Source organism: Actinomycetospora rhizophila (assembly GCF_042657905.1).
Classification (GTDB): Bacteria; Actinomycetota; Actinomycetes; order Mycobacteriales; family Pseudonocardiaceae; genus Actinomycetospora; species Actinomycetospora rhizophila.
The window spans coordinates 44,545-67,113 of record NZ_JBHSKG010000002.1 but is presented as its reverse complement, the minus strand read 5'-3'; the positions used below and the strand labels follow the sequence as shown (position 1 = coordinate 67,113).

General features: G+C 76.9%; 21 protein-coding genes. 10 read left to right on the top strand and 11 right to left on the bottom strand.

Going from position 1 to position 22,569, the window contains the following annotated elements; genetic code table 11:
* Positions 1 to 194 precede the first annotated feature (194 nt).
* Positions 195 to 1,481, bottom strand: a complete 1,287-nt coding sequence (locus ACFPK1_RS04100; RefSeq protein WP_378019631.1) for an MFS transporter — start codon at positions 1,479 to 1,481, stop codon at positions 195 to 197.
* Positions 1,482 to 1,593: 112 nt separating this feature from the next.
* Here ACFPK1_RS04100 and ACFPK1_RS04095 point away from each other — a divergent pair, with 112 nt between their 5' ends.
* The 4 genes from ACFPK1_RS04095 (at position 1,594) to ACFPK1_RS04080 (ending at position 4,759) form a co-directional block, all read left to right on the top strand.
* On the top strand, positions 1,594 to 1,848 hold the full coding sequence (locus tag ACFPK1_RS04095) for a hypothetical protein (RefSeq protein ID WP_378019630.1): 255 nt from the start codon (positions 1,594 to 1,596) through the stop codon (positions 1,846 to 1,848).
* 78 nt (positions 1,849 to 1,926) lie between these two features.
* Positions 1,927 to 2,946 carry a DUF418 domain-containing protein gene (locus ACFPK1_RS04090; RefSeq protein ID WP_378019629.1) on the top strand — a complete coding sequence of 340 codons (1,020 nt, stop codon included), beginning with the start codon at positions 1,927 to 1,929 and terminating at the stop codon, positions 2,944 to 2,946.
* A 20-nt stretch (positions 2,947 to 2,966) separates the two neighbouring features.
* Positions 2,967 to 4,097 (top strand): sensor histidine kinase, encoded by a 1,131-nt coding sequence (locus ACFPK1_RS04085; RefSeq protein WP_378019628.1) that lies wholly within the window; start codon positions 2,967 to 2,969, stop codon positions 4,095 to 4,097.
* Positions 4,094 to 4,759, top strand: coding sequence for a response regulator transcription factor (locus ACFPK1_RS04080; RefSeq protein WP_378019627.1), 666 nt, complete (start codon positions 4,094 to 4,096; stop codon positions 4,757 to 4,759). The genes ACFPK1_RS04085 and ACFPK1_RS04080 overlap by 4 nt, the downstream gene beginning before the upstream one ends.
* A 15-nt stretch (positions 4,760 to 4,774) precedes the next feature.
* Here the strand turns inward: ACFPK1_RS04080 and ACFPK1_RS04075 are convergent, their stop codons facing one another.
* Positions 4,775 to 5,149, bottom strand: a complete 375-nt coding sequence (locus ACFPK1_RS04075; RefSeq protein ID WP_378019626.1) for a DUF2795 domain-containing protein — start codon at positions 5,147 to 5,149, stop codon at positions 4,775 to 4,777.
* A gap of 149 nt (positions 5,150 to 5,298) precedes the next feature.
* On the opposite strand from ACFPK1_RS04075, the gene ACFPK1_RS04070 reads away from it, so the two are divergent.
* Together ACFPK1_RS04070 and eccB are read left to right on the top strand one after the other, a co-directional pair.
* Entirely contained in the window at positions 5,299 to 5,790 is a 492-nt protein-coding gene (locus ACFPK1_RS04070) for a hotdog fold domain-containing protein (RefSeq protein WP_378019625.1), read from the top strand.
* 52 nt (positions 5,791 to 5,842) lie between these two features.
* Positions 5,843 to 7,297: a type VII secretion protein EccB gene (eccB, locus tag ACFPK1_RS04065; RefSeq protein WP_378019624.1), complete on the top strand. Its 1,455-nt coding sequence runs from the start codon at positions 5,843 to 5,845 to the stop codon at positions 7,295 to 7,297.
* A gap of 4 nt (positions 7,298 to 7,301) precedes the next feature.
* On the opposite strand, the gene ACFPK1_RS04060 is transcribed toward eccB, so the two are convergent.
* The 4 genes from ACFPK1_RS04060 to ACFPK1_RS04045 form a co-directional block, all read right to left on the bottom strand.
* Positions 7,302 to 8,678, bottom strand: coding sequence for a serine/threonine-protein kinase (locus ACFPK1_RS04060; protein ID WP_378019623.1), 1,377 nt, complete (start codon positions 8,676 to 8,678; stop codon positions 7,302 to 7,304).
* A 226-nt stretch (positions 8,679 to 8,904) separates the two neighbouring features.
* Complete coding sequence (locus tag ACFPK1_RS04055; protein ID WP_378020255.1) at positions 8,905 to 11,250, bottom strand: HelD family protein; 2,346 nt, start codon at positions 11,248 to 11,250, stop codon at positions 8,905 to 8,907.
* A 224-nt stretch (positions 11,251 to 11,474) separates the two neighbouring features.
* The gene (locus ACFPK1_RS04050) at positions 11,475 to 12,524 is read right to left on the bottom strand and encodes an MBL fold metallo-hydrolase (RefSeq protein WP_378019622.1); all 1,050 of its coding nucleotides are present in this window, start codon (positions 12,522 to 12,524) and stop codon (positions 11,475 to 11,477) included.
* A complete protein-coding gene (locus ACFPK1_RS04045) occupies positions 12,521 to 13,243 on the bottom strand; it encodes a pyridoxamine 5'-phosphate oxidase family protein (RefSeq protein WP_378019621.1) in 723 nt (240 codons plus the stop codon). Before ACFPK1_RS04045 ends, ACFPK1_RS04050 begins: the two co-directional genes overlap by 4 nt.
* A 558-nt stretch (positions 13,244 to 13,801) precedes the next feature.
* Here ACFPK1_RS04045 and ACFPK1_RS04040 point away from each other — a divergent pair.
* Positions 13,802 to 14,506, top strand: coding sequence for a hypothetical protein (locus ACFPK1_RS04040; RefSeq protein ID WP_378019620.1), 705 nt, complete (start codon positions 13,802 to 13,804; stop codon positions 14,504 to 14,506).
* Between the two features lie 91 nt (positions 14,507 to 14,597).
* Here the strand turns inward: ACFPK1_RS04040 and mihF are convergent, their stop codons facing one another.
* From mihF to ACFPK1_RS04015, 5 genes are all read right to left on the bottom strand, one after another.
* The gene (mihF, locus tag ACFPK1_RS04035) at positions 14,598 to 14,909 is read right to left on the bottom strand and encodes an integration host factor, actinobacterial type (protein ID WP_274284601.1); all 312 of its coding nucleotides are present in this window, start codon (positions 14,907 to 14,909) and stop codon (positions 14,598 to 14,600) included.
* 291 nt (positions 14,910 to 15,200) lie between these two features.
* A complete protein-coding gene (locus ACFPK1_RS04030; RefSeq protein ID WP_378019619.1) occupies positions 15,201 to 15,833 on the bottom strand; it encodes a class I SAM-dependent methyltransferase in 633 nt (210 codons plus the stop codon).
* Positions 15,823 to 16,716, bottom strand: a complete 894-nt coding sequence (locus tag ACFPK1_RS04025) for a lysophospholipid acyltransferase family protein (RefSeq protein ID WP_378019618.1) — start codon at positions 16,714 to 16,716, stop codon at positions 15,823 to 15,825. Before ACFPK1_RS04025 ends, ACFPK1_RS04030 begins: the two co-directional genes overlap by 11 nt.
* Positions 16,713 to 17,624 (bottom strand): GNAT family N-acetyltransferase, encoded by a 912-nt coding sequence (locus ACFPK1_RS04020; protein WP_378019617.1) that lies wholly within the window; start codon positions 17,622 to 17,624, stop codon positions 16,713 to 16,715. Before ACFPK1_RS04020 ends, ACFPK1_RS04025 begins: the two co-directional genes overlap by 4 nt.
* A gap of 106 nt (positions 17,625 to 17,730) precedes the next feature.
* Positions 17,731 to 18,954 (bottom strand): glycosyltransferase, encoded by a 1,224-nt coding sequence (locus ACFPK1_RS04015; protein WP_378019616.1) that lies wholly within the window; start codon positions 18,952 to 18,954, stop codon positions 17,731 to 17,733.
* A 285-nt stretch (positions 18,955 to 19,239) separates the two neighbouring features.
* Between ACFPK1_RS04015 and ACFPK1_RS04010 the strand changes: the two genes are divergently transcribed.
* The 3 genes from ACFPK1_RS04010 to ACFPK1_RS04000 all read left to right on the top strand — a co-directional run bounded on the left by ACFPK1_RS04010 (position 19,240) and on the right by ACFPK1_RS04000 (position 22,487).
* A complete protein-coding gene (locus ACFPK1_RS04010) occupies positions 19,240 to 20,067 on the top strand; it encodes an SAM-dependent methyltransferase (RefSeq protein WP_378019615.1) in 828 nt (275 codons plus the stop codon).
* A 274-nt stretch (positions 20,068 to 20,341) separates the two neighbouring features.
* Positions 20,342 to 20,716 (top strand): transglycosylase family protein, encoded by a 375-nt coding sequence (locus ACFPK1_RS04005; RefSeq protein ID WP_378019614.1) that lies wholly within the window; start codon positions 20,342 to 20,344, stop codon positions 20,714 to 20,716.
* A gap of 127 nt (positions 20,717 to 20,843) precedes the next feature.
* Positions 20,844 to 22,487 (top strand): FAD-binding dehydrogenase, encoded by a 1,644-nt coding sequence (locus ACFPK1_RS04000; protein ID WP_378019613.1) that lies wholly within the window; start codon positions 20,844 to 20,846, stop codon positions 22,485 to 22,487.
* Positions 22,488 to 22,569: the final 82 nt, after the last annotated feature.

Here is a 22,569-nt window from a genome sequence, read left to right as displayed (position 1 = left end):
GGCTCCCGCGGAGATCACGAGCACCTCGTCCACCCCGTCCGGGCCGTCGAGGTGCACCAGGTACTCCTGATCTCCCACGCCCGACGCGCCGCCCACCGACCACCCGACCGACCACCCCACCGCGCGGAGATCACGAGCACGCCATCGACCCCGGCACCCGCCGACCACGGCCACCAGGTACTCGTGATCACCCGTCAGGCCGCGCGCGGCGCCCCGGTCTCGGCGTCGTCGTCCACGGCGGCCACGTCGAGGGGGTGCGCGATCTCGTCCGGGCCCAGCCGCCCCAGGACGAGCGCCAGCACCCCGAACGCGAGGGGCACCAGCCCCGCGGCGAGGAACACCGGGGTCAGGCCCGCCACCTCGCTCACCGGCCCGGCCAGCGCCATGGAGACGGGCACGAAGGCGAGCGAGACGAAGAAGTCGAGGCTCGTCACGCGCCCGAGCAGGGCCGGGGGGACACGGCGCTGCAGCAGCGTCCCCCAGATCACCTGCGGGGCGCTGAACAGCGCGCCGACGACGAACCCGGCGACGATCATCGGCCAGAGCGTGTCGACGAGCCCGAACACGACCATCGGGACGCAGGCCGCCGTCCACATGACGATCATGGCCGTGAGATACCGGCGCGGCAGCCGCAGCGAGGCGACGAGGATCGAGGCGATCGCCCCGCCCGCCCCGTGCGCGAGGAGCACGAGCGAGTGCCCGCCGGGCCCGCCGCCCGCCCGCTCGATGATCGCGAACGGGACGAGGACCTCGAGCGGCCCGAGCACCACGAGGACCATCGCCGACGCGAACACCAGCGTCACGAGCAGCCACCGCGTCGCGACCATGTAGCGGAAGCCCTCGACCAGGTCGCGGACCACCGCCCCTGCGCCGCGACCGTCGCCGAGGTCGCGCCGCAGGGCCCGCCGGGGCAGCGACAGGGCCGCGACGAGGCCCGCCACGCAGGTCACCGTCGTGGCCCCGAGCGCCGCCGCCGGCGAGTACGCGGCCACGAGCGCGCCCGCGAGCGCCGGCCCCGCGCCCAGCAGGAGCACCGGGCGCACGACGCCCTCGAGCCCGTTCACGGCGAGCAGCTCGTCGGCGTCGACCATGGCCGGCACCAGCGCGGAGTAGGCGGGGAAGAACAGGCCCATCGACAGGCCGATCACCGCGGCCACGAGCACGAGCAGCGTCACCGACAGCGCACCGAGGGCCGAGAGCGCCGCGACCAGGCCGATCGACACCGCGAGCAGCGCCATGACCCCGACGAGGATCCGCTTCTGCGGCACCCGGTCGGCGAGCACGCCGCCGAGCAGCGCGGTGACGATCAGGCCCAGCGCGAGCGCCCCCGACACCAGCGAGAGCTCGAGCGGACCGCCGCCGAGCTCGACCACCTGCCAGACCACGGCGAGCGTCCAGAGGCCCTCGGCGAGCACCGACAGCGCGAGCGCCGCGGCCAGCCGCCGGTAGGCGGACCGGCGCAGCGGACGCAGGGCGCGCATGGGACTCGACCTCCTGATCGGGGTGGGCAGGCGCGACGGTAGGTGCTCGACCGGGGTCGAGGTCCACCCGTTTCCTTGCCCCGCCCGCGCCAGATCGAGTAGACCCACACCCGTGCGCAAGCAGCAGTGGATCGCCGACGTCGGCACGGAGAACGCGGCGTTCCTCGCGACCCGCAGCCGCACGGCCGTCCTCGCCTCCGAGTACCGGCCGCGCGATCTCGGCGACGGGCGCGTCGGCTACGACGAACGCTCCCTCGGCGCCGCCCGCGAGCTCTCCGAGGAGGAGGAGGGCGCGATCACCGACGACGGCGAGGGCCTGCGCGTCTGGGTCGGCGACGACGCGTTCGACCTCGAGGAGCAGGGGTAGGCGCACGACTTTCGTCGGTCCGGCGCCCGACGTCCGGCGCTGACGGGCGCCCCGGCCGGTTCTCTAGCGTCGGGGACCATGAGCGCCCCGCCCACGGTCGCCGCGCCCGACGTCTCCACCCCTGGCCGCCGGATCACCGAGCTCGACGTCCTGCGCGGCTTCGCGCTGTGCGGGATCCTGGTGGTCAACATCCTGCAGCAGCTCGTCGGTCCCCTGTTCCCGCTCGCGATCGACCTGCTCTTCGTCGAGCGCTTCCTGTCCCTGTTCGCGCTGCTGTTCGGGGTCGGCTTCGGACTGTTCCTCGAGCGGGCGGCGGCGCGGACCGCCCGCCCGCGGGTGGCGCTGGCCCGCCGGCTGGGCGTGCTGCTGCTGATCGGGATCGCGCACCAGTTCCTGCAGCCCGGCGAGGCCCTGGTCCCGTACGCCGTGGTCGGGCTGGCGCTCCTGCTGCCGCTGAGCCTCCTGCCCCGGCGGGCGTGCCTGGTCGTCGCCCTCGTCCTGCTCGTCGTCGCGCCGCAGGTCCAGATGGCGTACGGGCTGACCGTGGCGCTCCTCGCGCTCGGCTTCGCCCTGGCCCGGCTCGGCCTGCCCGCCGCGCTCGGCCGCTCCCCGGGGCGGATCGCCGCGGTCCTCGCCCTCGCCGGCGCGCTCGCCCTGGGGTGGGCGCTCGCGCTCACCGCCGGGTGGACACCGCCGCAGGTGAACGTCCTCGGTGGCGGGCTCGGCGGCACGCAGAGCCTGCTGCCGCCGCTGGCCGCGCTGGCGACGGCCGTCGCGTACGCCGCCGCGCTGCTGCTGGTCCTGCGCACCCCGGTGGGCGGGGTCCTCGGGCGCGTCCTCGCCCCGATGGGCCGGATGGCGCTGACCAACTACCTCACCGCGACCGTCCTCTACCTGGCGCTGGGCCCGCTCCTGGGCATCGACTCGTCCGACGACGTCGCCGCGGTCGCCGGCCTGACCGTCGGCATCCTGCTGGTGCAGGCGGTGTGGAGCAGCTGGTGGCTCCGCGCCTTCCGCTACGGGCCCGTCGAGTGGGTGTGGCGGTGCCTGACGTGGTGGCAGGTCGCCCCCCCTGCGCCGGTGACACGGGCCGAGTGATCACGACTACGGTGCCGGTCATGACCCGCCGGGCGTGGGCGTTCGACATCGCGTTCGCGGCGCTCCTCGGCGTGGTCATGACTGCGGTCGTGACGCTGTTCCCGGGCTCGATCACGGGGACGCTCCTCGGGATCGGACGCGTCGGCGCGGTCGTGTGCGTGGTCGTGTCCGCCGTCGTGCTGGCGTTCCGGCGGGTCGCCCCCCTCGCCGTCACGGTCGGCGTCGCGCTGGTCTCGGTGGTCCTGCCCGGCAGCTGGTTCGCCTACGCCGCGCTCTACGCCGCCGGCGCGTACGCCCGCCGGCGCTGGACGCTCTGGCTGCTCGCCCCGCTGGTCGTCGGCCTGTCGTTCGTCGGGCAGCGGGGCTGGGTGGCCCCCCGGTTCAACGACCACGCCTTCCTGCTGTTCGTCGCGTCGCTGGTGACGCTGGCGGGGCTCTACGTCGGCAGCCGCCGCGAGGCGATCGCGGGGGCCGTCGAGCGCGCCGACCGCGCCGAGCGCGAGCAGGAGCTGCTCGCCGAGCAGGCCCGCGCCGACGAGCGCGTCCGCCTCGCCGGCGAGATGCACGACATCGTCACCCACCGGATCAACCTCATGGTCCTGCAGGCCGGCGCCCTGGCCGTGCGCAGCGACGACCCGGCGGTGCACGACGCGGCCGAGGACCTGCGCGGGGCCGGGGTGCAGGCGCTCGCCGAGCTGCGCGACCTCGTCGGCGTGCTGCGCGCGGGCCGCACCGCGGGCTCGGTGGCCGCGGACGTGCCCGCCGCCGAGCTCGACGGGCTGGTCGAGGAGTCGCGGCGCGTCGGCGTCGACGTCGCCCTGGAGGTGACCGGCGACCCGACCGTCCCCGCCCCCACCGTGCGGCGCACCCTGCACCGCGTGGTCCAGGAGGCGCTGACCAACGCCCGCAAGCACGCGCCGGGCGCCGCGGTCCGGGTGGGGGTGCGCCACGAGGACGGGCGGGTGTCCGCGACGATCACCAACGGGCCGGGCGGCGCCGCGCACGACGCGACCGGCGGCGGGGCGGGCCTCGACGGGCTGCGGCGCCGGGTCGGGCTGGTCGGGGGCACCTTCGAGGCCGGCCGCACCGACGACGGCGGCTTCCGCGTGGCGGCCGTCCTGCCCGACGACGTACCGACGGGGGCCGCATGATCCGGGTGCTGGTCGTCGACGACGAGCCGATGGTGTGCACGCACCTGGCCACGATCCTGGCGACCGACGGGATCACCGTCGTCGGCGAGGCCCACGACGGCGCGGAGGCCGTGGAGCAGGTGGTGCGCCACCGACCCGACGTCGTGCTGCTCGACATCCGCATGCCCGGCGTCGACGGGCTGACCGCGCTCGACCACATCGCCGCGCTCGACGACCGCCCGGCGGTGGTCGTGCTGACCACCTTCGACGTCGACACCTACGTGCTGCGCGCACTGGCCGCCGGCGCCGCCGGGTTCCTGCTCAAGTCCACCCCACCCGCCGACCTGCGCCGTCTCGTCGCGGTCGCCGCCGACGGGCACACGGTGCTCTCGCCCGAGGCGGCCCGGCGCCTCGCGGCCGCGTCGAGCCGCGGGGACCGCGCGCGCGAGAGCGCCCGGGAGCGCGTCCGCGGCCTCCCCGAGCGCGAGACCCAGGTGCTCACCGCCCTCGGGGAGGGCCTGTCGAACGCCGCCATCGGCGCCCGCCTGCACCTCTCGGAGGCGACGGTGAAGGGCTACGTCTCGCGGCTGATGGAGAAGCTCGACTGCGACAACCGCACGCAGGCGGGGCTGCTCGCCTTCGCCGCCGGGCTGGTCGGGCTCGACGGCACGTCGGCCGGCTGATCCCGGCCGGGGAGGTCAGGCGACGGGACGGACCGGCCGGTGCCCCTCGGGACGGGCGACGGGCCGCACCGGGCGGGCGACGACGGGCCCGCGGCGCGGCGCCGTGCGCGGGAGGCGCGGCGGGCCGGCCTGGCCGACCGCGCCGACCGGACGGCCCGAGAGGACGGCGGCGAGGACGGCGACGACCTCGCCCAGCGAGTGGTAGCGGCGCTCCGGGAGGCGCTCGAGCATCGTGCGCGTCACGGTGTCGACCCCGTACATCTCGGCGGTGGTGAGCACCTGCCAGCGGTCGGACGGGAAGGCCAGGTCGGCGAGCACGGCGGCGAGCCGGTCGGGGAGGCCCGAGGCCTCCGCGGCGGGCGTGCCGGGCTGTTCGGGGCGAGCAGTCATCGGGATCCTCCGAGCAGGAGCGCAGGGCGCGCAGACGGAGAAGTTCCCCGAACGCTCGTTCGTCAACCCGGGACGTCACCCCTGAGTGCATGACCGTCGGGGTCCGCACGGTCGCCGCGCGCCCGTACCGCCCGGTAACCTGCGCGGCCGTGAGTACCCCGAGCGTGCTGGGCGCGTGGCGCCGCTTCTCCGGTTCGTGGCCGGGTCGCCTGCTGGTCAGCGGGGCCGTGTGGCTGCGCGCCCCGTACTTCCTCACCGCCGCGCCGATGATCCGCGGTCTCGAGCCGGGGCGGGCCGAGGTGTCGCTGCGCAACTGGTGGCTGGTGCACAACCACCTCGGCACCGTGCACGCCATCGCGTCCTGCAACCTCGCCGAGTACGCGATGGGCGTGCTCGCGGAGGCCACGACGCCGGCGACGCACCGCTGGATCCCGCGCGGCATGACCGTCCAGTACCTGGCGAAGGCCGACACCGACCTCCTCGCCGTCGCGACCTTCCCGCAGCCGCCGGCGTTCTCCGCCGAGCGCGAGGACGTCGACGCCGATGTCACGATCACCGACGCCCGCGGGCAGGAGGTCGTGCACGCGACGATCACCCTGCGCGTCAGCCCACGCCCGGCGCGCGTCCCCGCCGCCGCCTGACACCCGAACCGGCCCCTGGCGGGGGCCGTGACGTGCCACCATCCGCGGCGAGATGCCTCCCCCGACGACGACCTCCGACCAGGTCCACGCCTACCGCTTCGGGCTGCGCCGCCTGCAGTCGGCGCTGGTCCGCCGCCAGGCCGTGCCGGGCACCGACCCGCTGCGCTCGCAGCACCGCGCCACGGTGGCCGGGGTGCTGATCGCCGCGCTCGCGCTGGGCGTCGCCGCGGTGTGGGGGCTGCTCGACCGGCCCGCCGACTGGCGCAGCGCCGGCGTCGTGGTGGCCGAGGGGTCCGGCGCGCTCTACGTGGTCGTCCCCGGGCCCGACCGTCTCGTGCCGGTGCCCAACCTGGCGTCGGCGCGCCTCGTGCTCGCCGCGCTGGCCGCGGCCGGCGGGCAGGCCGGGTCGCCGGAGCCCGTCGAGGTCGCCGACGCCGACATCGCCACCGCGCCCCGCGAGCGCGGCGTGGGCATCGTCGACGCCCCGGCGCTGCCGCCGGCGGGCGCGCCTGTCCCGCCGGTGTGGTCGGTGTGCGACACCGGCAGCCCGCAGCCCGGGGTCGCGCGCCCGTGGGAGCAGCCGCGGGTGTGGACCACCGTGCTCGCCGGGTCGGCACCGCCCGCCCGCCCTCTCGACCCGGGCCGCGGCCTGCTGCTGCGCGACCGCTTCGACGGGACCTGGCTCGTCCACGAGGGCGTCCGCTCGCGCCTGGACCTGCGCGACCGCGCGGTGGTGCTCGCCTTCGGGCTCGCCGGCCAGGTCCCGCGCCCGGTGAGCACGAGCCTGCTCAACACGCTCACCGAGGGGCCGCCGATCGTCGCGCCGGAGATCGCCGGGCGCGGCGAGGTGCCCCCGGCGGGGCTCCTCGCGGGCGAGCCGGTGGGCGGGGTCGTGCGCCTCGTCGGGCCCGGCACCCCGGACCGCTGGTACGTCGTGCAGCGCGACGGCGTGCAGGAGGTCCCCGAGGTCGTCGCGCGCCTCGTGCGTCTCGACGACCCCGACCCGGCGCGCGCCGGCGCCCCGGTGCCGATCGTGTCGCCCGGCCAGCTGCGCGCGCTCGCCACCGCCCGGGGGATCGCCGTCGGCGCCTACCCCGACCCGGTGCCCCGCGCCGTGCCGATGGACGAGGCGCCCACCACCTGCGCCGGCGCGCAGGGCGGCGGCCCGGTCCTGCTCACCGTCGGCGCCGAGCCGCCGGCCTCCGCCACCCCGCCGGCCACGCTGGCCCAGGCCGACGGCTCCGGCGACCGCGTGGACGCCGTCGCGCTGCCCGGCGCCGGGGTCGCGGTCCGCGCCGTTCCGGTCGGCCGCGACGACGCCCCCGGCAGCCCGACGGTGATCTCGGGCTCGGGGCTCGCGTCGGCGGTGCCCGACCCGGAGACGGCGGCGGCGCTCGGGCTGGGCGAGGCCTTCCCGCCGGCGCCGGGCGCGATCGTCGGGCTGCTGCCCGCGGGGCCGGTGCTGTCGGTGGCCGCCGCGCTCGAGCCGCTGCCGGGCGGCGGCTGACGTCCTACGGGGCGTCGTCCGTGGTCGTCGTGGTGGTCGTGGGCGGCTGCACCACCGGCGGCGGCACGATCACGGGCGGGCGCACCGTGGTCGTGGTGGTGGTCGTCGTGGTCGTGGTGGTGGTCGTCGTGCGGCGCGGCGTGGTGGTGCGCCGGGTACGCGGCGCCGTGGCCGCCTCGGTCTCGTCGGTGGTGGTGACCTGCGGCGCGACGGGCAGCGGCGGCGGGGGCGGCGCGAGCGTCGCGGACGGCACCGGCGGCAGCGGCGCCTCGTCGGAGAGCACCGCGTAGGCCACAGCGGAGCCGGCGACCAGCAGCGTCGCGGCCGCGGCGGCCACGGCGGCGGCCAGCCGGCGGCGCCGGCGTCCTCCGGGGGAGGCGAGCGGCGAGGCGCCGGTGGGTTCGGGCTCGGGCGGGGCCGCGGCGACGGCCACCGGGCCCGCGCCGTTCAGGATGCCGGTGGGCGCGGTCATGAGCACCGGCGACAGCACGGTCTCGGCGTCCATCCCGACCTCGCGCGAGACCCCGCGCAGGCCGGCGACGACCTCCTCGGCGCTCGGCCGGTCGACCGCGTCGTCCGCGGTCATCGCCGTCAGCAGCGCCTCGAGGCCGGGCGAGAGGCCGGTGGGCACGACGGGGCGGCGGTGCAGGCGGGCCACGGCCGCCTCGAGCGCGTTGCCCGGGTACTCGCGGCGGCCGGTGAGGCACTCGATGAGCACGAGGCCCAGCGCGTAGATGTCGACGGCGCCGTCGATCGGCTCGCCGCGCACCTGTTCCGGGCTGAGGTACGACGCGGTGCCGATCACCATGCCGGCCGCCGTGACGGGCGCGGCGTCGTGGACCGCGGCGATGCCGAAGTCCGAGAGGTGGGCGCGGCCCTCGGCGTCGAGCAGCACGTTGCCGGGCTTGACGTCGCGGTGCACGACGCCCCGGCGGTGCACGTAGGCCAGGGCGTCGGCGAGCGCGGCGCCCAGGGCGACGACGTCGACGACCGGCAGCGGGCCCGAGCGGATGCGCTGCGCCAGCGTGTCGCCCTCGATGAGCTGCATGACGAAGTACGCGCGGCCGTCCTCGTCGCCCACGTCGTAGACGGTGACGAGGCCGGGGTGGGACAGGCCGGCGAGCGTGAGCACCTCGCGGCGGTGGCGGGCCTCCTGGCCCTCCTCGATGTCGCCGATCTTCTCGGCGGGGTCGGCCGGGTCGCCGGGCTCGACGTCGGCGGCGCCGACGGAGCCCGCCGCGTTGAACATCTTGATGGCCACGTCGCGGCCGAGCAGCTCGTCGCGCGCCCGGAACACGTCGGCGGCGCCGCCGCGCCCGATGAGGTCGCCGAGGACGTAGCGCCCGCCCACCATCGCGGGCGGACCGGTCTCGGTGCTCACTGCCCGCCCCCCTCCCGGTGCGCGGTCGCCCCGATCATCCCGTATGACAGGGTCCCTCGTCTGCGTGACGTCCCGGGCGGCGCGTCGCCCGAACGGCGGGTTGCGGGCGGCTGCTCCGGAGAGCCCAACCGCGGCGCGCCGGCGGCTCACACCGCCCGGGCACGCTTCGCCCCGTGTCCGGTGGTTCGGCGCCGACCGCGTCCGCGTTACCCGATCGGGTGGATCATCACGCCGCGTCGAGGCGACCCAGGACCGTCGGCAGCGCGTCGGGATGCACCACGACCAGCGAACGTGTGGCGCGGGTGAGGGCGACGTAGAGGTCGTTGAGCCCCCGCGGTGAGGCGTCCACCACTCCGGCGGGGTCGACGAGCACCACGGCGTCGAACTCGAGGCCCTTCGCGTCGGCGACCTCGGAGACGACGACCTCGGCGGCGAGGTCGACGGTCGGGTCCGCCGCGCCGGTCGGTCCGGCGGCGACGCCCAGGGCCGCGGCCAGCCCGTCCACCCGCTCCCCCGGCGCCAGGACCGCGACGCGCCCGGCCCCCTCGACGTCGACGACCGCCTCGCGCGCCGCGCGGGCCGCCGCCGCGGCGGCCTCGACCAGCCCGGCCTCGTCGGCGGCCACGGCGCGGGGAGCGACGCCGGACTCGCGCACCGACTCCGGCGGGGTCGCCGTGGGGTCGATGGCTGCGAGCACGTCGGCCGCCACCGCCATGATCTCGGCGGGCGTGCGGTAGTTGACCGTCAGCACCTCGCGGCGCCAGCGCGCGGCGACGTAGGGCGAGAGCACCTCGGCCCACGACGACGCCCCGCCGCGCGCGCCGGTCTGGGCCACGTCGCCGACGAGGGTCATCGAACGGCTGGGGCAGCGGCGCATGAGCACGCGCCACGCCATCGGGGAGAGCTCCTGGGCCTCGTCGACGATGACGTGCCCGAAGGTCCACGTCCGGTCGTCGGCGGCCCGCTCGGCGGCCGAGGCGTAGGTGGCCTCCCGGGTGCGGTCGGCCAGCACGCTGGCGTCGACGACGTCGGTGGGACGCAGGAGCTCGGGGTCCCAGTCCTCCTCCATCGCGAGGATCTCGAGCACGCCGGCGGCGTAGGCCTCGTCGGCCTCGCGCTTGCGCTCCTCGGCCTCGCGGGCGGCGGTGTCGTCCTCGCCGAGCAGCTCGGCGACCTCGTCGAGCAGCACCGCGTCCGCCGAGCTCCACCAGGCGCCGTCGAGGAGGTCGGCCGGCGCCGCGTCGCGGGCCAGCAGGTCGCGGTCGGCGCCGGACCAGCCGCGCGTGGCGGCGCGCAGGCGCTGCGGGCTGGTCCAGAGGTCGGCGAGCAGCCGCGGGGGCGTCAGCGTGGGCCACAGCTCGTCGAGCACCGCGCGGAGATCGGGGTCGGCACGCAGCCCGGCGCGCACGTCGGCGAGGTCGCCGCGGTCGAGCAGGTTGCCGCCGCCCTGCACGTCGCGGCCCACCCGGTCGACCTCGCGGCGCGCGAGCTGGTCGACCACCTCGCGCACGAAGGTCCGCTTGGCGTCGTTGTGGGGCCGGCGGGTGCGCCGCGCGCGGGTGCGGGCCTGGGCGACGACATCGCGGTCGACCACCACCGGCTCGCCGTCGACGTGCAGCCGGATCGGCCGGCGCGGCAGCTCCTGGCGGTCCCGCACCGCGGTGGCGAGCACCTTGGCCATGTCCACGTGGCCCTTGAGCGCGGCGGCGGCCGCCGGCTCGTGCCGGTGGGCGGCCAGCCCCGGGTAGAGCTCGCCGACCGTCGAGAGCAGCACGCTCGTCTCGCCCAGCGAGGGCAGGACCTGCTCGATGTAGCGCAGGAACGTCGGGTTGGGCCCGACGACGAGCACGCCGCGGCGGGCCAGCTGGCGCCGGTGGGTGTAGAGCAGGTAGGCCGCCCGGTGCAGCGCGACGGCGGTCTTGCCCGTGCCGGGCCCGCCCTCGACCACGACGACGCCGTTGGCGCTGGAGCGGATGACGCGGTCCTGCTCGCCCTGGATCGTGGCGACGATGTCGCCCATGCGACCGGTGCGCCCGGCCGACAGGGCCGCGAGCAGCACCGCCTCCCCGGTAAGCCCGGTGCGCTGGGTGGCGGTGGCGCCGACCCGGGCGGCTTCCTCGAGGTCGAGGATCTCGTCGTCGACCGCCGTGACCCGCCGGCTGCGCGAGCGGATGTGCCGGCGGCGGCGCACGCCGTCGGGGGACGCGGCGGTGGCGGTGTAGTACGGCCGCGCGGCGGGCGCGCGCCAGTCGACCAGCAGGGGCTCGTAGTCGTGCTGGTCGTCGAGCAGCCCCAGGCGGCCCACGTAGAGCACGTCCTGGTCGAGGCCCTCGATCGGCCCCGGGTCGCCGTCGATCGACGGGGGCGGCGGGCGGTCCGGGTCGAGATCGAGGCGCCCGAAGCACAGGCCCTGCTCGACCGCGGACAGGGTGGCGAGCTGCTCGGAGTACATCTGGGCGGCCGCGTCGCGCTCGGAGACCGCCTGCGGCGTGCCGGTGGTCTCCTCGCGCAGCACGCGGGCGAGCAGCCCGGCGGTCTCCGCGCGGCGCTCGTCGAGCTTGCCGTAGAGCATGCTCACATAGGGCTGCTCGGCGGCCACGGGATCGTCGGCAGGGGCGTGCGCGCCGCGGTCGGTGTCTGCGGCGGACGGAGACGTACGGGTCACGCAGGCCTTCTCCAGCGGACGGTCCGGCTCCTGTCTGCCGGGACGACCCTCCACGGTAGCGCCGTCCCCCGACCGCGCGCCGCCTCCGAGGCCCCCTTCGGCGCCGAGATCATGTCCGGGCGCCGACGACCTCAGGCCGGGACGTTGCGGAACACGTCGTCCGCGCCGGACGTACGCGCCACCCGGCCCTGGGCGGCGAGGACCTCGAGGTGCGCGTCGGTCTCGAGCACCGCGAGCATCCGGTTGAAGGTCTCCATGTCCTCGAGGCGGTGCTCGCGGCGGGTCCAGCGCAGCGCGCCGGCGATCTCTGCGGCGGTCGGCAGCCCCTTGTCCACCGCGGCGGCGATCTCGTCGAGGCGCGTGTCGTGGTGGACGAGCAGCTCGTCGACGCGCTCGTGCACGCTCGGCGCGACGGGCCCGTGCGCCGGCAGCAGCAGGCGGTCGGGCTCGGCGCGCAGCGTCGCGAGCGACGACAGGTACCGGATCAGCGCCCCGGGCCGCGCCGCCGGCTCGAAGCCGATCGAGGGCGTGATGTGGGGCAGGACGTGGTCGCCGGCGTAGAGCATGGCGCCGTCGGCGGTGGTCTCGTCGACGAACACCATGTGCCCGCGCGTGTGGCCCGGCGTCTCGCGGGCGACGAGCGAGCGCCCGCCGGCGCGCAGCTCCTGCCCGTCGGTGAGCCACTCGTCGGGGTCGGCGAAGTCGTCGACCGGCGGCGCCTCCGCGGCGGCCACCCAGGAGCGGATCTCGGCGGAGAGCTCGGGGGCGCCGGCGCGCTCGAGGCCCACGACCTGCGCCTGCAGGCCGGTGTCGCGCCCGCGCACGGTCTCCAGCGACTCGGCCTCGCCGGCCCCGAGCGCCACGCGGGCGCCGTGCGCCCGGCGCAGCGCGACGGCCTGGCTGTAGTGGTCGCGGTGGACGTGGGTGACGAGGAAGCGGCGCACGTCGCCCGGCTCCGCGCCGATCCCGGCGAGCAGGCGCGCCAGGACGTCGCGCGAGGCGTCGATCGACCAGCCGCCGTCGATCAGCGTCAGCTCCCCGTCGGCGCCCGCCTCGGGGGCGAGCACGTAGACGTTGACCGCGCGCAGCGAGTCGTTCGGCAGCGGCAGCGGCAGGCGGTGGACGCCCGGGACGACGGTCTCGAGCTCGGGCCTGGTCCACGCGTGCCGGTCGGAGATCACTCCCCGGAGGATGCCCCTGCCCCGGCGGGCTCCGCCGTGCGGGGGTCCACCGCGGGCGTCTCGGTCTGCTCGCCCGCGGCCCGCCGCGCCCCGGCCACGCCGAAGTGGTCGCCGCCCTTGCGCTTGACGTCGTCGGTGCCCCAGGAGCGGCGGCGGTCGACCGGCACCATCCGCGGGATGTGCTTGCGGCAGTGGATGTAGGCCTCCTCGACGGTGACCTCGACCCACAGCTCGGCGCGCCGCCCCGGCGCGCCCTCCGCCGGGATGCCGGGATGCTCCGCGCGCAGCGCCTCGTCGTCGACGATGCGCGCGGACCCGTTGACGTGCAGCCCGATGAGCTCGTCGGTGAAGTCGAGCATCAGGAGCCCGACGTGCGGGTTCTCGGTGATGTTGCCGAGGCTCGCCATCACCCCGTTGCCGCGGTACTCCGGCCACGCCACGTGCCGGTCGTCGAGGACCTGCAGGAAGCCGGGCGGCCCGGCCCGCAGCGTCGAGTCGCACTCGCCGTGGGCGTCGGACGTCGCCACGAACGCCATGGTCATCCGCGCCACGAAGTCCTGCATGGCGGGCACCAGGCGGTCGCACATCTGGTCGGCGTGGAAGCGCTCGGCCCGCGCGGACGTGCCGAGCGCGTCCTGCAGGACGTGCTCGCCGACGGAACCGGGACGTTCGGGGTGGGGGTCGGGCTGATCGGGCTGGGGGGTGACCCGGTCGCTCATCGACGCCTCTCCGCGGCCCGGGTGGGGCCGCCGTGTCGGGGGGCGGTGTGTCGGGTGGGTCGCGTGGTGCGCGCCCGCCCGGGGTACCGCTGCCTTCGGGGGACGTCCCGATGGAACCCTTTCGTCCGGACGCTGTCGAGGCGCTGTGTCACCCAACCCTCGCTCGGCGCAGTCGTCGTCCGCAGGTCCGTGGGCCGAACAGCCGCAGTTGGCTGTGATGTACATCACTACGTGATACGGCCGAGACCTGGCCGCCGTTCGGCCGTGACCGAGCGGCGACGGCCTGAGCAGCCGTGACGCTCACCGACACCCAGCGTCCGTGCAACGCTCCACCGGGTGACGGGGCTTCCCCCGCGACCTAGTCTCCGAAGCGTCCGTCACCCGTGACAGCTGGTGCCGGACCCGCGCTCGTCCCGCCCGGGCCTGTCCGGCGGGCGCGGCCCCCGACCCCAGCGGCGACAGGCCGAACGCCGACGCACCGGAGCTCCCCACCGGTCACGCGGCACCTGGTTCGCTCCCCCTCGGCCAGGTCGGACGGCGGCGCGACGGAGACCTCGCATGGCACGACACCGTGCGGCGCCCGCGCGAGCGGCAGCGCCCGACCCCGCAGCATCCACCGGCACCGCGGTCCTGACCGGCGGGCACCGCGCCGCCGACCTCGCCGCCGCGCTGCCCCGCCAGGGCATGACCGAGGCGCACCCGTCGGGGCCGCTGCCCCGGGCGGGCGGCCGTTCCCCGCGCCGACCCGCCCGCGACACGACCCTCGACGCGGACACCGCCGCGCTCGACCTCGCGGCCATCGCGCTGGCGGCGGCGAGCGCGGGCCCGCACACCGGGTCGACGGCGCTCCCGCCGACCTCGGGGCCCGCCTCCGGGCCGCTCTCCGGGCCCCTGTCCGGGCCGCTCGCCGCGCCGACGACCGGCGGCACCCCGCGCCCGTCCTACCCGGCGGCCGTCCCGAGCGCCCTCGCGCCGATCACGCCGTCGCACGCGGTCCCGGCCGTCGGGCGCGGTGGCCGTCCCGGCCGGCGGGTGCCGCTGCCGACCCGCACCGCCGGGGCGCTCGCCCTCGTCGGCGCGCTCGCGGGTGGCGGCGTCGCCGTGGTGGGCGGCAACGCCGTCCTCACCGCCGACCCCACCCCGACGACGGGCGAGCTGCGCACCGGCGACGTCGCGAACGCCGCCGAGAGCGCGGCCGCCGCCGCGCAGCTGCCGGGCGAGCAGGGCGGGCGGCACCGCGCCGACGACGGCGGCGGGTACTAGACACCAGAACGAACGACGGGGCGGTCGGAGGTCCGGAACACCGGACCACCGACCGCCCCGTCGTCGTTCGTGCCGGGTGCGGCGGGCTGGATCAGCCGAGCGCGCTGACCAGGGCCTCGCGCTGGCGGGAGCCGAGGCCGGCGACACGCCGGTCCTCGGGGATCCCGGCCTGCTCGAGCACGGCCGACGCCTTCGCCGGGCCGTAGCCGGGCAGGGCGCGGACGAGCTGGGACACCTTGGTCTTGCCGGCGATCGGGTCGCTCTTGCCGCGGTCGAGGACGGCGGGGATCGACTCCTCGCCGCTCTTGATGCCGGCCAGGAGCGCGGAACGGGCCTGCCGGGCCTCGCGGGACTTGGCCTGGGCGGCCTCGCGCTGCTCGGGGGTCAACGTCGGGAGGGCCATCGCGGTGTCTCCCCTCTCTGTGGTGCGGGTTCGTCGCGGAGGGACCACGACGTCGGTCGGACCGGTCGCAAACAGACGGTCACACGGACGGTCGGTCGAACCCGTTCGCCACGCCGCGACGGTGCCGCGATCCGGACGCCCGGGCCGATGGTTGCGGGACGGTACACCCTCCTGACGGATGCCCTGCCCCTGACCTGGGCGGATCACCACTGCGCCCTCCGCAGCACCCCTCCCGGTGACGTCCGGGCGACCCGCATCACCCACGTGCGCCCCAGGCACACCCGGGCGGGCTCAGCGGCGTGGCGACGCGGCGCGGTGCACGACCGCCGGGGGCAGGTTCCGCCAGATCACCGGCGACGTCCCGACCTCGGCGAAGCACTCGCCCAGCTCCTCGCGCAGCGCTCGCGCCGGCGCCGCCCACGCCGTCGGTGCGTACGCGAACTGCACGAACACACCATCGTCGGCCAGCGCCCGCGCCACGACCGGGAGCAGCGAGTCCTCCCGCCCGGGCCGCGTCGCCGACCAGCCCAGGCCGCTCACCACCACCTGCGCCCCGCGGATGCCGCGCAGCGCCAGGATCGCGCCGAGCTCGGCGACGTCCGCGGGCACCACCTCGACGCCGGGGAAGCGCTCGCCCAGGCGGTGGGCGAGCACCGGGTTGATCTCGACGGCGATCTGGCGCCCGCGCCCGGCGAGGCGGTGCGCGAGCAGGCCCGTGAACGCGCCGCTGCCGGCCCCGAGCTCGACCACCACGGGATCCGGGGGCACGGCGCGCAGGGCGGCGTCGGCCATGGCGCGGGCGAGCGCCGTGCCGCTGGGCCACACCGAGGCGGTGGCGACGGGCGCGCGGACGAACTGGGCGGCGAACACGGCCCGGTCGGCCAGGGACGCCTCGCGGGGGCGGCGGTCCTCGTCAGGCGGCACGGGCGAGCTCCGGGACGGTCGGGAGCACCGGGGTGTCTCCGGGCAGGGCGGCGGCGATCGCCGCCGCGGTGCGCCGGGCGAGCGCGCGGCGGGCGCTCGCCCGGGCCGGGCCGGCGGGCACGACGTAGGGGTCGACGACCGCGCAGGCGGTGACGTCGATGTCGATCCCGCGCGCGGTGAGCACGCGCAGCAGCGAGGAGGCGAGCGTGTCGTCGCCGACGAAGGCCGCGGTGGTGTCGAGGGGTGCGGCGGCGGGGAGGTCGCCGCGGCGCCGGTAGCGCAGCGCCACCGGGACCACCGGAGCGCCGGCGTCGCGGGCGGCCTGGAAGGCGGCGGGCCGGAAGGCACCGAGGTCGCGCCCGCACCGCGTGGTGCCCTCCGCGAACACCCCGATCGGCGTGCCGGCCCGCAGCGCGCCGGCGAGGCCCGCGACGGCGCCGGGCAGGTCGCGCAGGCGGTCGCGGTCGAGGAACACCGTGCCCGCGCGCGCCGCCATGAGACCGAGCAGCGGCCACGCGCGGACCTCGGTCTTCGCGAGCATCCGGACCGGGGCGACGGCGTGCAGGGCGAACACGTCGAGCCAGGACACGTGGTTGGCGACGACCAGGGCGCCGGGCGGGGCGACGGGACCCGTGTGCCGCACGCGCACCCCGCACGCCGCGAGCACCGCGGCCGCCCAGAGGCGCTGCACCCCGGCCACCGCGGACGGGCCGAGCAGCGGCACCACGAGCGTCGCGAGCAGGCCCGCGACCAGCACGACCGCGAGCGCCGCGCCCCGCACCGCGAGCCGCAGCGCGCGCAGCGCCCGGGCCGATGCGTGCGACGGCGGCCGCCCCGGCAGGCAGCCCGGGTCGCACGGCGACGTCGGTGACCAGGGGTTCACCCGTCCTCCCCGGCGAGGTAGCGGCGCCACCGGGGGTCGATGGCGGTGTGGTCGAGCAGGACGAACAGGTCGGCGACGCCGAAGTCGGGGTCGAGGGCGGGGACGCCGCCGATCTCGGCGCCGAGGCGCAGGTAGCCGCGCAGCAGCGGCGGCAGGCCGGCGCGGGCGGCCCGGCGGGCGCCGGGGGCCTCGGGCTCGTGGGCGGCGACCGGGGCCTCGCGCCAGGGACGGACCCGGCGGGCGGCCGGCGCCAGGTGCTGCGAGGCGACGAGCGACCAGGCGCCACCGGGCATCGCGCCGTCGGCCGTCAGCGGGACGCTCGCGCAGCCGACGACCCACCGGCGCCCGGAGAGCACCATGTAGCGCAGAATCCCGGCCCAGACCAGCGAGAGCACGACGCCGTGGCGGTGGTCGGGGTGCACGCAGGAGCGCCCGACCTCGACGATCTCGTCGCGCAGCCCGTCCAGGGCGGAGAGGTCGAACTCGGTGTCGGCGTAGAGGCCCCCGGCGGCGCGGGCCCCCGCGGGCGTGAGCATGCGGTAGGTGCCGACGATCTCGCCTCCTGCGTCGTCGCGGACGACGAGGTGGTCGCAGTGGGCGTCGAAGGCGTCGGCGTCGCGGCCCTGCGCGGCGGCCGCGAGGGCGAGCGCGTCGTCGGGGGCGGGGCGGGCGCCCTGCTCGCCGGCGAACACCCGGTGGCGCAACCGTTGGGCGGCGGCGACGTGCCCGGGCTCGCGGGTGAGCAGCAGGCTGTAGCGGCCGGCGGCGGCTCGGGTGGCGCCGGGGGTGGCGCCGACGGCGGCCGGCGCGGGCCCGGTGGGCGGCGCGGCGACGGCCGTCTCCCCGCGCTCGTCCTGGCTCTCGGCGGCGGGTCCGGCGGACCGCGCCAACACCTGGGATGTGGCCATGGGGCGCTGTCTACGGGCCGAGATCGCCCGGCGGCCCACTCCGGCGTGACGGTCGAGTGTGGTCCCGGTGAACTCGTGTGCGCTCCGCGCAGGTGAGCAGCGCACCTCATGCCGCCGGGGTCGTCGCGACGGGGGCGGCCCGGCCGGTCTCGTCGCCGGCGATCACCGCGGCGTAGTGCCCGAGCAGCTCCTCGCACACCGAGGGCCAGGTGCGCCCGGCGACGCGGCGCCGGCCCGCCGCGCCGGCCGCGCGCCGCGTGGCCGGGTCGTCGCGCCACGCGGCGATCCGCCCGGCGATCTCGGCGCCCGCCGTCGGCGAGGACGGGTCGTAGAGCCAGCCCGTGCGACCGGGGTCGACGAGGTCGGCGACGCCGCCCGCGTCGGGGGCGAGCACCGGCAGCCCGGAGGCCTGGGCCTCCTGGACGGCCTGGCAGAACGTCTCGTGCGGGCCGGTGTGCACGAACGCGTCGAAGGAGGCGTAGGCCCGGGCCAGCTCGGCGCCGCCGCGGAAGCCGAGGAACCGGGCCGACGGCAGCAGCTCGGCCAGCCGCGCCCGCGAGGGCCCGTCGCCGACCACCACGACCCGCACGCCGGGCAGGCCCTCGAGGGCGGCGAGCCGCTCGACCTGCTTCTCCGGGGCCAGGCGGCCCACGTACCCGACGAGCAGCTCGCCGTGCGGGGCGAGCTCGGCACGCAGGCCGTCGTCGCGGCGGTCGGGGTGGAAGCGCGTGGTGTCGACCCCGCGGCCCCAGCGGTGCACGCGCGGCACGCCGTGGGACTCCAGCGCGTCCACCGCCCACCGCGACGGCGCGAGCGTGCGCGCGGCCCCGCTGTGCAGGCGCCGGATCCAGCGCCACGCGGCCCGCGCGGTGAGCCCGACGCCGTACGACGACGCGAAGCCGGCGACGTCGGTCTGGTAGACGGCGACCGCCGGGACCTGGAGGCGCCGGGCGACGGTGAGGGCCCGCGCCCCGAGCACGAACGGCGAGGCGAGGTGCACGACGTCGGGCCGGACTCCGTGAGCGCCGCGCGCACCGCCGGGGTCGGCACGCCGACCGGCAGCGAGTCGACGCCGGGCACGTCGAGCGCCGGGACGCGCACCACCGGGACGTGCGGCGCTCCCGGCACCTCGTCCGGCCCCGCCCCGGGGGCGATGACCATGGCCGTGTGGCCGCGGCGCTGCAGGTGGGCGACGACCTGGAGCACGGAGTTGGTCACGCCGTTGACGGCGGGCAGGAACGACTCGGTCACGACGGCGACGCGCACGCCCGCACCGTGGCCGCCCCGGGGGCCCCGTCGGCCGACGACGACGTGTCCCTCGTCCTAACACCGACCCAACACTGCGGGCGGACTCCTTTCGGAGATCCCTGCTGAGGTCACCGACCGTCAGATCGTGTCCGGACGACGTGCCGTCCCCGGCGTGTCCCCGAGGGCGGGACCGGCGTGTCGGACACGGACGGTGGACGAAGGACTATCCGCTGCGCGTGTCGGGGGATCCTGCCGTGTTGACAGCACCGTGGCGCTGTCGGCTACTGAGCAGCGGGATGTCCCATCGGCGACCTCCCCGGTCATCGGACGAAGCCGTTGGGCCACGGACGAACGAGGGGAGGACCTGATGGACGACCACCGCTGGCCGCTCGGTCCTCCCGGTGCCGCGAACTTCGACATCCCGAGCTCCGCGCGCGTCTACGACTTCCTCCTCGGCGGGACCTCGCACGGCGCCGTCGACCGCGTCATGGGCCGTGACCTCGCCCGCGCCGAGCCGCTGGTCGTGTCGGTGGTGCGGGAGAACCGCTCCTTCCTCCGGCGCGCCGTCACATTCCTGGCGCGCGCCGGGATCGACCAGTTCCTCGACCTCGGCTCGGGCATCCCGACGATGGGCAACACCCACGAGGTCGCGCGGCGCGTGAACCCCGACGCCCGGGTCGCCTACGTCGACATCGACCCGGTCGCGGTCGCCCACGGCGAGCTGCTGCTCGGCGAGGCCGCTCCGGGCGTGTCGGTGACGCACGCCGATCTGCGGGACCCCGAGAAGGTCCTCGCCGCGCCGGCGGTCGCGGGGGTGCTCGACTTCGCGCGGCCGGTCGGGGTGCTGATGTTCTCGGTGCTCCAGCACGTCTCCGCCGCCGACGACCCCGCCGACGTCGTCAACGGCTACGTCTCCGAAGTCGCGCCGGGGAGCGCGCTGGCCGTCTCGCACCTCTCCGCCGACGACCCCCGCATCGACATGGACGCGATCCTCGGGCCGACCAGCGCCTACCGCAGTGGCCGGGCCACGACGCGCTCGGCCGCCGAGCTCGCGGCCCTGATCGCGGGCGTCGAGCTCGTCGAGCCCGGCCTGGTCTTCGCCGCGCAGTGGCGACCCGAGGCGCGGCGGCACCGCGGCCCGCTCGCCGAGCCGTGCTGCGGGCACCGCGCGGCGGTCGGGTTCCTCCCCGCCTGACCACCCCGCCACGCCCCGTTCACCTCGGCCTCCGGCCGCGTGGTCGCACCGAACGGAGCAGCGCTGGACGGCCCGTTGCTACTCCGTTCGCCGCCGAACGCGACATGTCGACCACTCACCGCGACAGCGAACCGAGGGCCGGTCACCCCTTGTCACAAAAGGTCTCGGTTCGGTTACGGTCCCCCACCGCGTCGACCCGCTCCCCAGCACCACCCCGGCGACGCACGGGCCGCCCCTGCGGGCCCGTCCACCCACGAGACGAACCGGAGCCCCGATGTCTGGTCGCCACCACCTGCCGTCCGCCCCGTCCCGTCCGCTGCTCAAGGCCGGTGTCGTCGCCGCGGCCGCCGTGACCGGCCCGCTCGCGATCACCGGCACGGCCATGGCGGCGCCCTCGGCGTCGTCGGGCACCTGGGACGAGCTCGCCATGTGCGAGAGCACCCAGAACTGGGAGGCCGACACCGGCAACGGCTTCAAGGGCGGCCTGCAGTTCACCGACTCGACCTGGAGCGAGTTCGGTGGCGAGCAGTACGCCGACTCGCCCGACGAGGCGAGCCGCGAGGAGCAGATCGCCGTGGCCAAGAAGGTCCAGGACGAGCAGGGCTGGAACGCCTGGCCGACCTGCTCGGAGAAGCTCGGCCTGCAGTAGGGGTCGTCAGCCTGGCGGCCACAGGCGGCACGCAGCGCAGCGGAGCTGCCGCGCCGGAGGCACTGGCACTGACGCTCGACGTCAGGAAATCCGCCCGCTCGGCCGACGCCCTGCCACGATGCCCGGTATGCCCGACGCCGACGTCATCGTGGTGGGGGCCGGACTCGCCGGCCTCGTCGCCACCGCCGAGCTCGCCGACGCCGGACGCCGGGTGATCCTGCTCGACCAGGAGCCCGAGGCGTCCCTCGGCGGGCAGGCCTGGTGGTCGTTCGGCGGGCTCTTCCTCGTCGACAGCCCCGAGCAGCGCCGCCTGCGCGTCCGCGACTCGTTCGACCTCGCCTGGTCCGACTGGACCTCCAGCGCCGGCTTCGACCGCGCCGACGAGGACCGGTGGGGCCGCGAGTGGGCCCGCGCCTACGTCGAGTGGGCGGCCGGCGAGAAGCGGCCCTGGTTGCACGCGATGGGCGTGCGCTTCTTCCCCGTCGTCGGCTGGGCCGAGCGGGGCGGCGCCTCGGCCACCGGCCACGGCAACTCGGTACCCCGCTTCCACATCGTGTGGGGCACCGGCCCCGGCATCCTCGAGCCGTTCCTGCGGCGGGTCCACGCCGCGGTCGCCGACGGCCGGGTGACGATCCGCTGCCGGCACCGCGTCGACGCCCTGGAAACCACCGCCGGCGCCGTCACGGGCGTCTCCGGCACGGTGCTCCAGCCCTCCGAGGTCGCGCGCGGCGAGGCGAGCTCGCGGGAGGCCGTCGGCTCCTTCACGCTGAGCGCCGGGAGCGTCGTCGTCACCTCCGGCGGCATCGGCGGCGACCACGACGCCGTGCGCGCCGCCTGGCCCGCACGTCTCGGCCCGCCACCGCGCCAGATGATCTCCGGGGTGCCCGCGCACGTCGACGGGCGGATGATCGGCATCAGCGAGGCCGCCGGCGCGCGCGTGGTCAACCGCGACCGGATGTGGCACTACACCGAGGGGATCGTCAACCACTCCCCGGTCTGGCCGCTGCACGGCATCCGCATCCTGCCCGGCCCGTCGTCGCTGTGGTTCGACGCCGAGGGCCGGCGGCTACCCGCCCCGCTGTGGCCCGGGTTCGACACCCTCGCCACGCTCGAGCACATCGGGCGCACCGGCCACGACCACACCTGGTTCGTGCTCAACCAGCGGATCCTCGAGAAGGAGTTCGCGCTCTCGGGCTCCGAGCAGAACCCGGACTTCACCGGCCGGGACATCCGGCTGACCCTGCAGCGCGTCCGGCCGGGTCCCACCGACCCGGTCGCCGCCTTCCAGCGCTCCGGCGAGGACTTCGTGGCGGCCGACTCGCTCGGTGAGCTGGTCGGGAAGATGAACGCACTCACCCCGGAGCCTCTGCTCGACGCGGCGAACGTCGAGCGCGAGGTCCTCGCCCGCGACGCCGAGCTCGCCAACCCCTACGGCAAGGACGGCCAGCTCGCGGCGATCCGGGCGGCCCGCGGCTACCTCGGCGACCGGCTGGTGCGCGTCGCCCCGCCGCACCGCATCCTCGACCCCGCCGCCGGGCCGCTGGTCGGCGTCAAGCTGCACGTGCTCACCCGCAAGACGCTCGGCGGGCTCTGGACCGACCTCGACGGGCGGGTCCTGGGCGCCGACGGCACCCCGCGGCCCGGGCTCTACGCCGCCGGCGAGGCCGCGGGCTTCGGCGGCGGCGGCGTGCACGGCTACCGCTCGCTGGAGGGCACGTTCCTGGGCGGCTGCCTCTTCTCGGGGCGCCAGGTGGGCCGCGCGCTGTCCTGAGGACGAGCGACACGCCCCGCGGGTGTCTGCACGGGGTGTCTCAGCGTGGCGGCCACGCCGGCGTTGGACGTCAGGAAAGACG

Bases quoted from the DNA above. Each gene is read 5' to 3' on its own strand.
- ACFPK1_RS04085 (WP_378019628.1), top strand. From the start codon at position 2,967: ATGACCCGCCGGGCGTGGGCGTTCGACATCGCGTTCGCGGCGCTCCTC.
- ACFPK1_RS04100 (WP_378019631.1), bottom strand. From the start codon at position 1,481: ATGCGCGCCCTGCGTCCGCTGCGCCGGTCCGCCTACCGGCGGCTGGCC.
- ACFPK1_RS04000 (WP_378019613.1), top strand. From the start codon at position 20,844: ATGCCCGACGCCGACGTCATCGTGGTGGGGGCCGGACTCGCCGGCCTC.
- ACFPK1_RS04080 (WP_378019627.1), top strand. From the start codon at position 4,094: ATGATCCGGGTGCTGGTCGTCGACGACGAGCCGATGGTGTGCACGCAC.
- ACFPK1_RS04005 (WP_378019614.1), top strand. From the start codon at position 20,342: ATGTCTGGTCGCCACCACCTGCCGTCCGCCCCGTCCCGTCCGCTGCTC.
- ACFPK1_RS04020 (WP_378019617.1), bottom strand. From the start codon at position 17,624: ATGGCCACATCCCAGGTGTTGGCGCGGTCCGCCGGACCCGCCGCCGAG.
- ACFPK1_RS04090 (WP_378019629.1), top strand. From the start codon at position 1,927: ATGAGCGCCCCGCCCACGGTCGCCGCGCCCGACGTCTCCACCCCTGGC.
- eccB (WP_378019624.1), top strand. From the start codon at position 5,843: ATGCCTCCCCCGACGACGACCTCCGACCAGGTCCACGCCTACCGCTTC.
- mihF (WP_274284601.1), bottom strand. From the start codon at position 14,909: ATGGCCCTCCCGACGTTGACCCCCGAGCAGCGCGAGGCCGCCCAGGCC.
- ACFPK1_RS04040 (WP_378019620.1), top strand. From the start codon at position 13,802: ATGGCACGACACCGTGCGGCGCCCGCGCGAGCGGCAGCGCCCGACCCC.
- ACFPK1_RS04075 (WP_378019626.1), bottom strand. From the start codon at position 5,149: ATGACTGCTCGCCCCGAACAGCCCGGCACGCCCGCCGCGGAGGCCTCG.
- ACFPK1_RS04010 (WP_378019615.1), top strand. From the start codon at position 19,240: ATGGACGACCACCGCTGGCCGCTCGGTCCTCCCGGTGCCGCGAACTTC.
- ACFPK1_RS04045 (WP_378019621.1), bottom strand. From the start codon at position 13,243: ATGAGCGACCGGGTCACCCCCCAGCCCGATCAGCCCGACCCCCACCCC.
- ACFPK1_RS04055 (WP_378020255.1), bottom strand. From the start codon at position 11,250: ATGCTCTACGGCAAGCTCGACGAGCGCCGCGCGGAGACCGCCGGGCTG.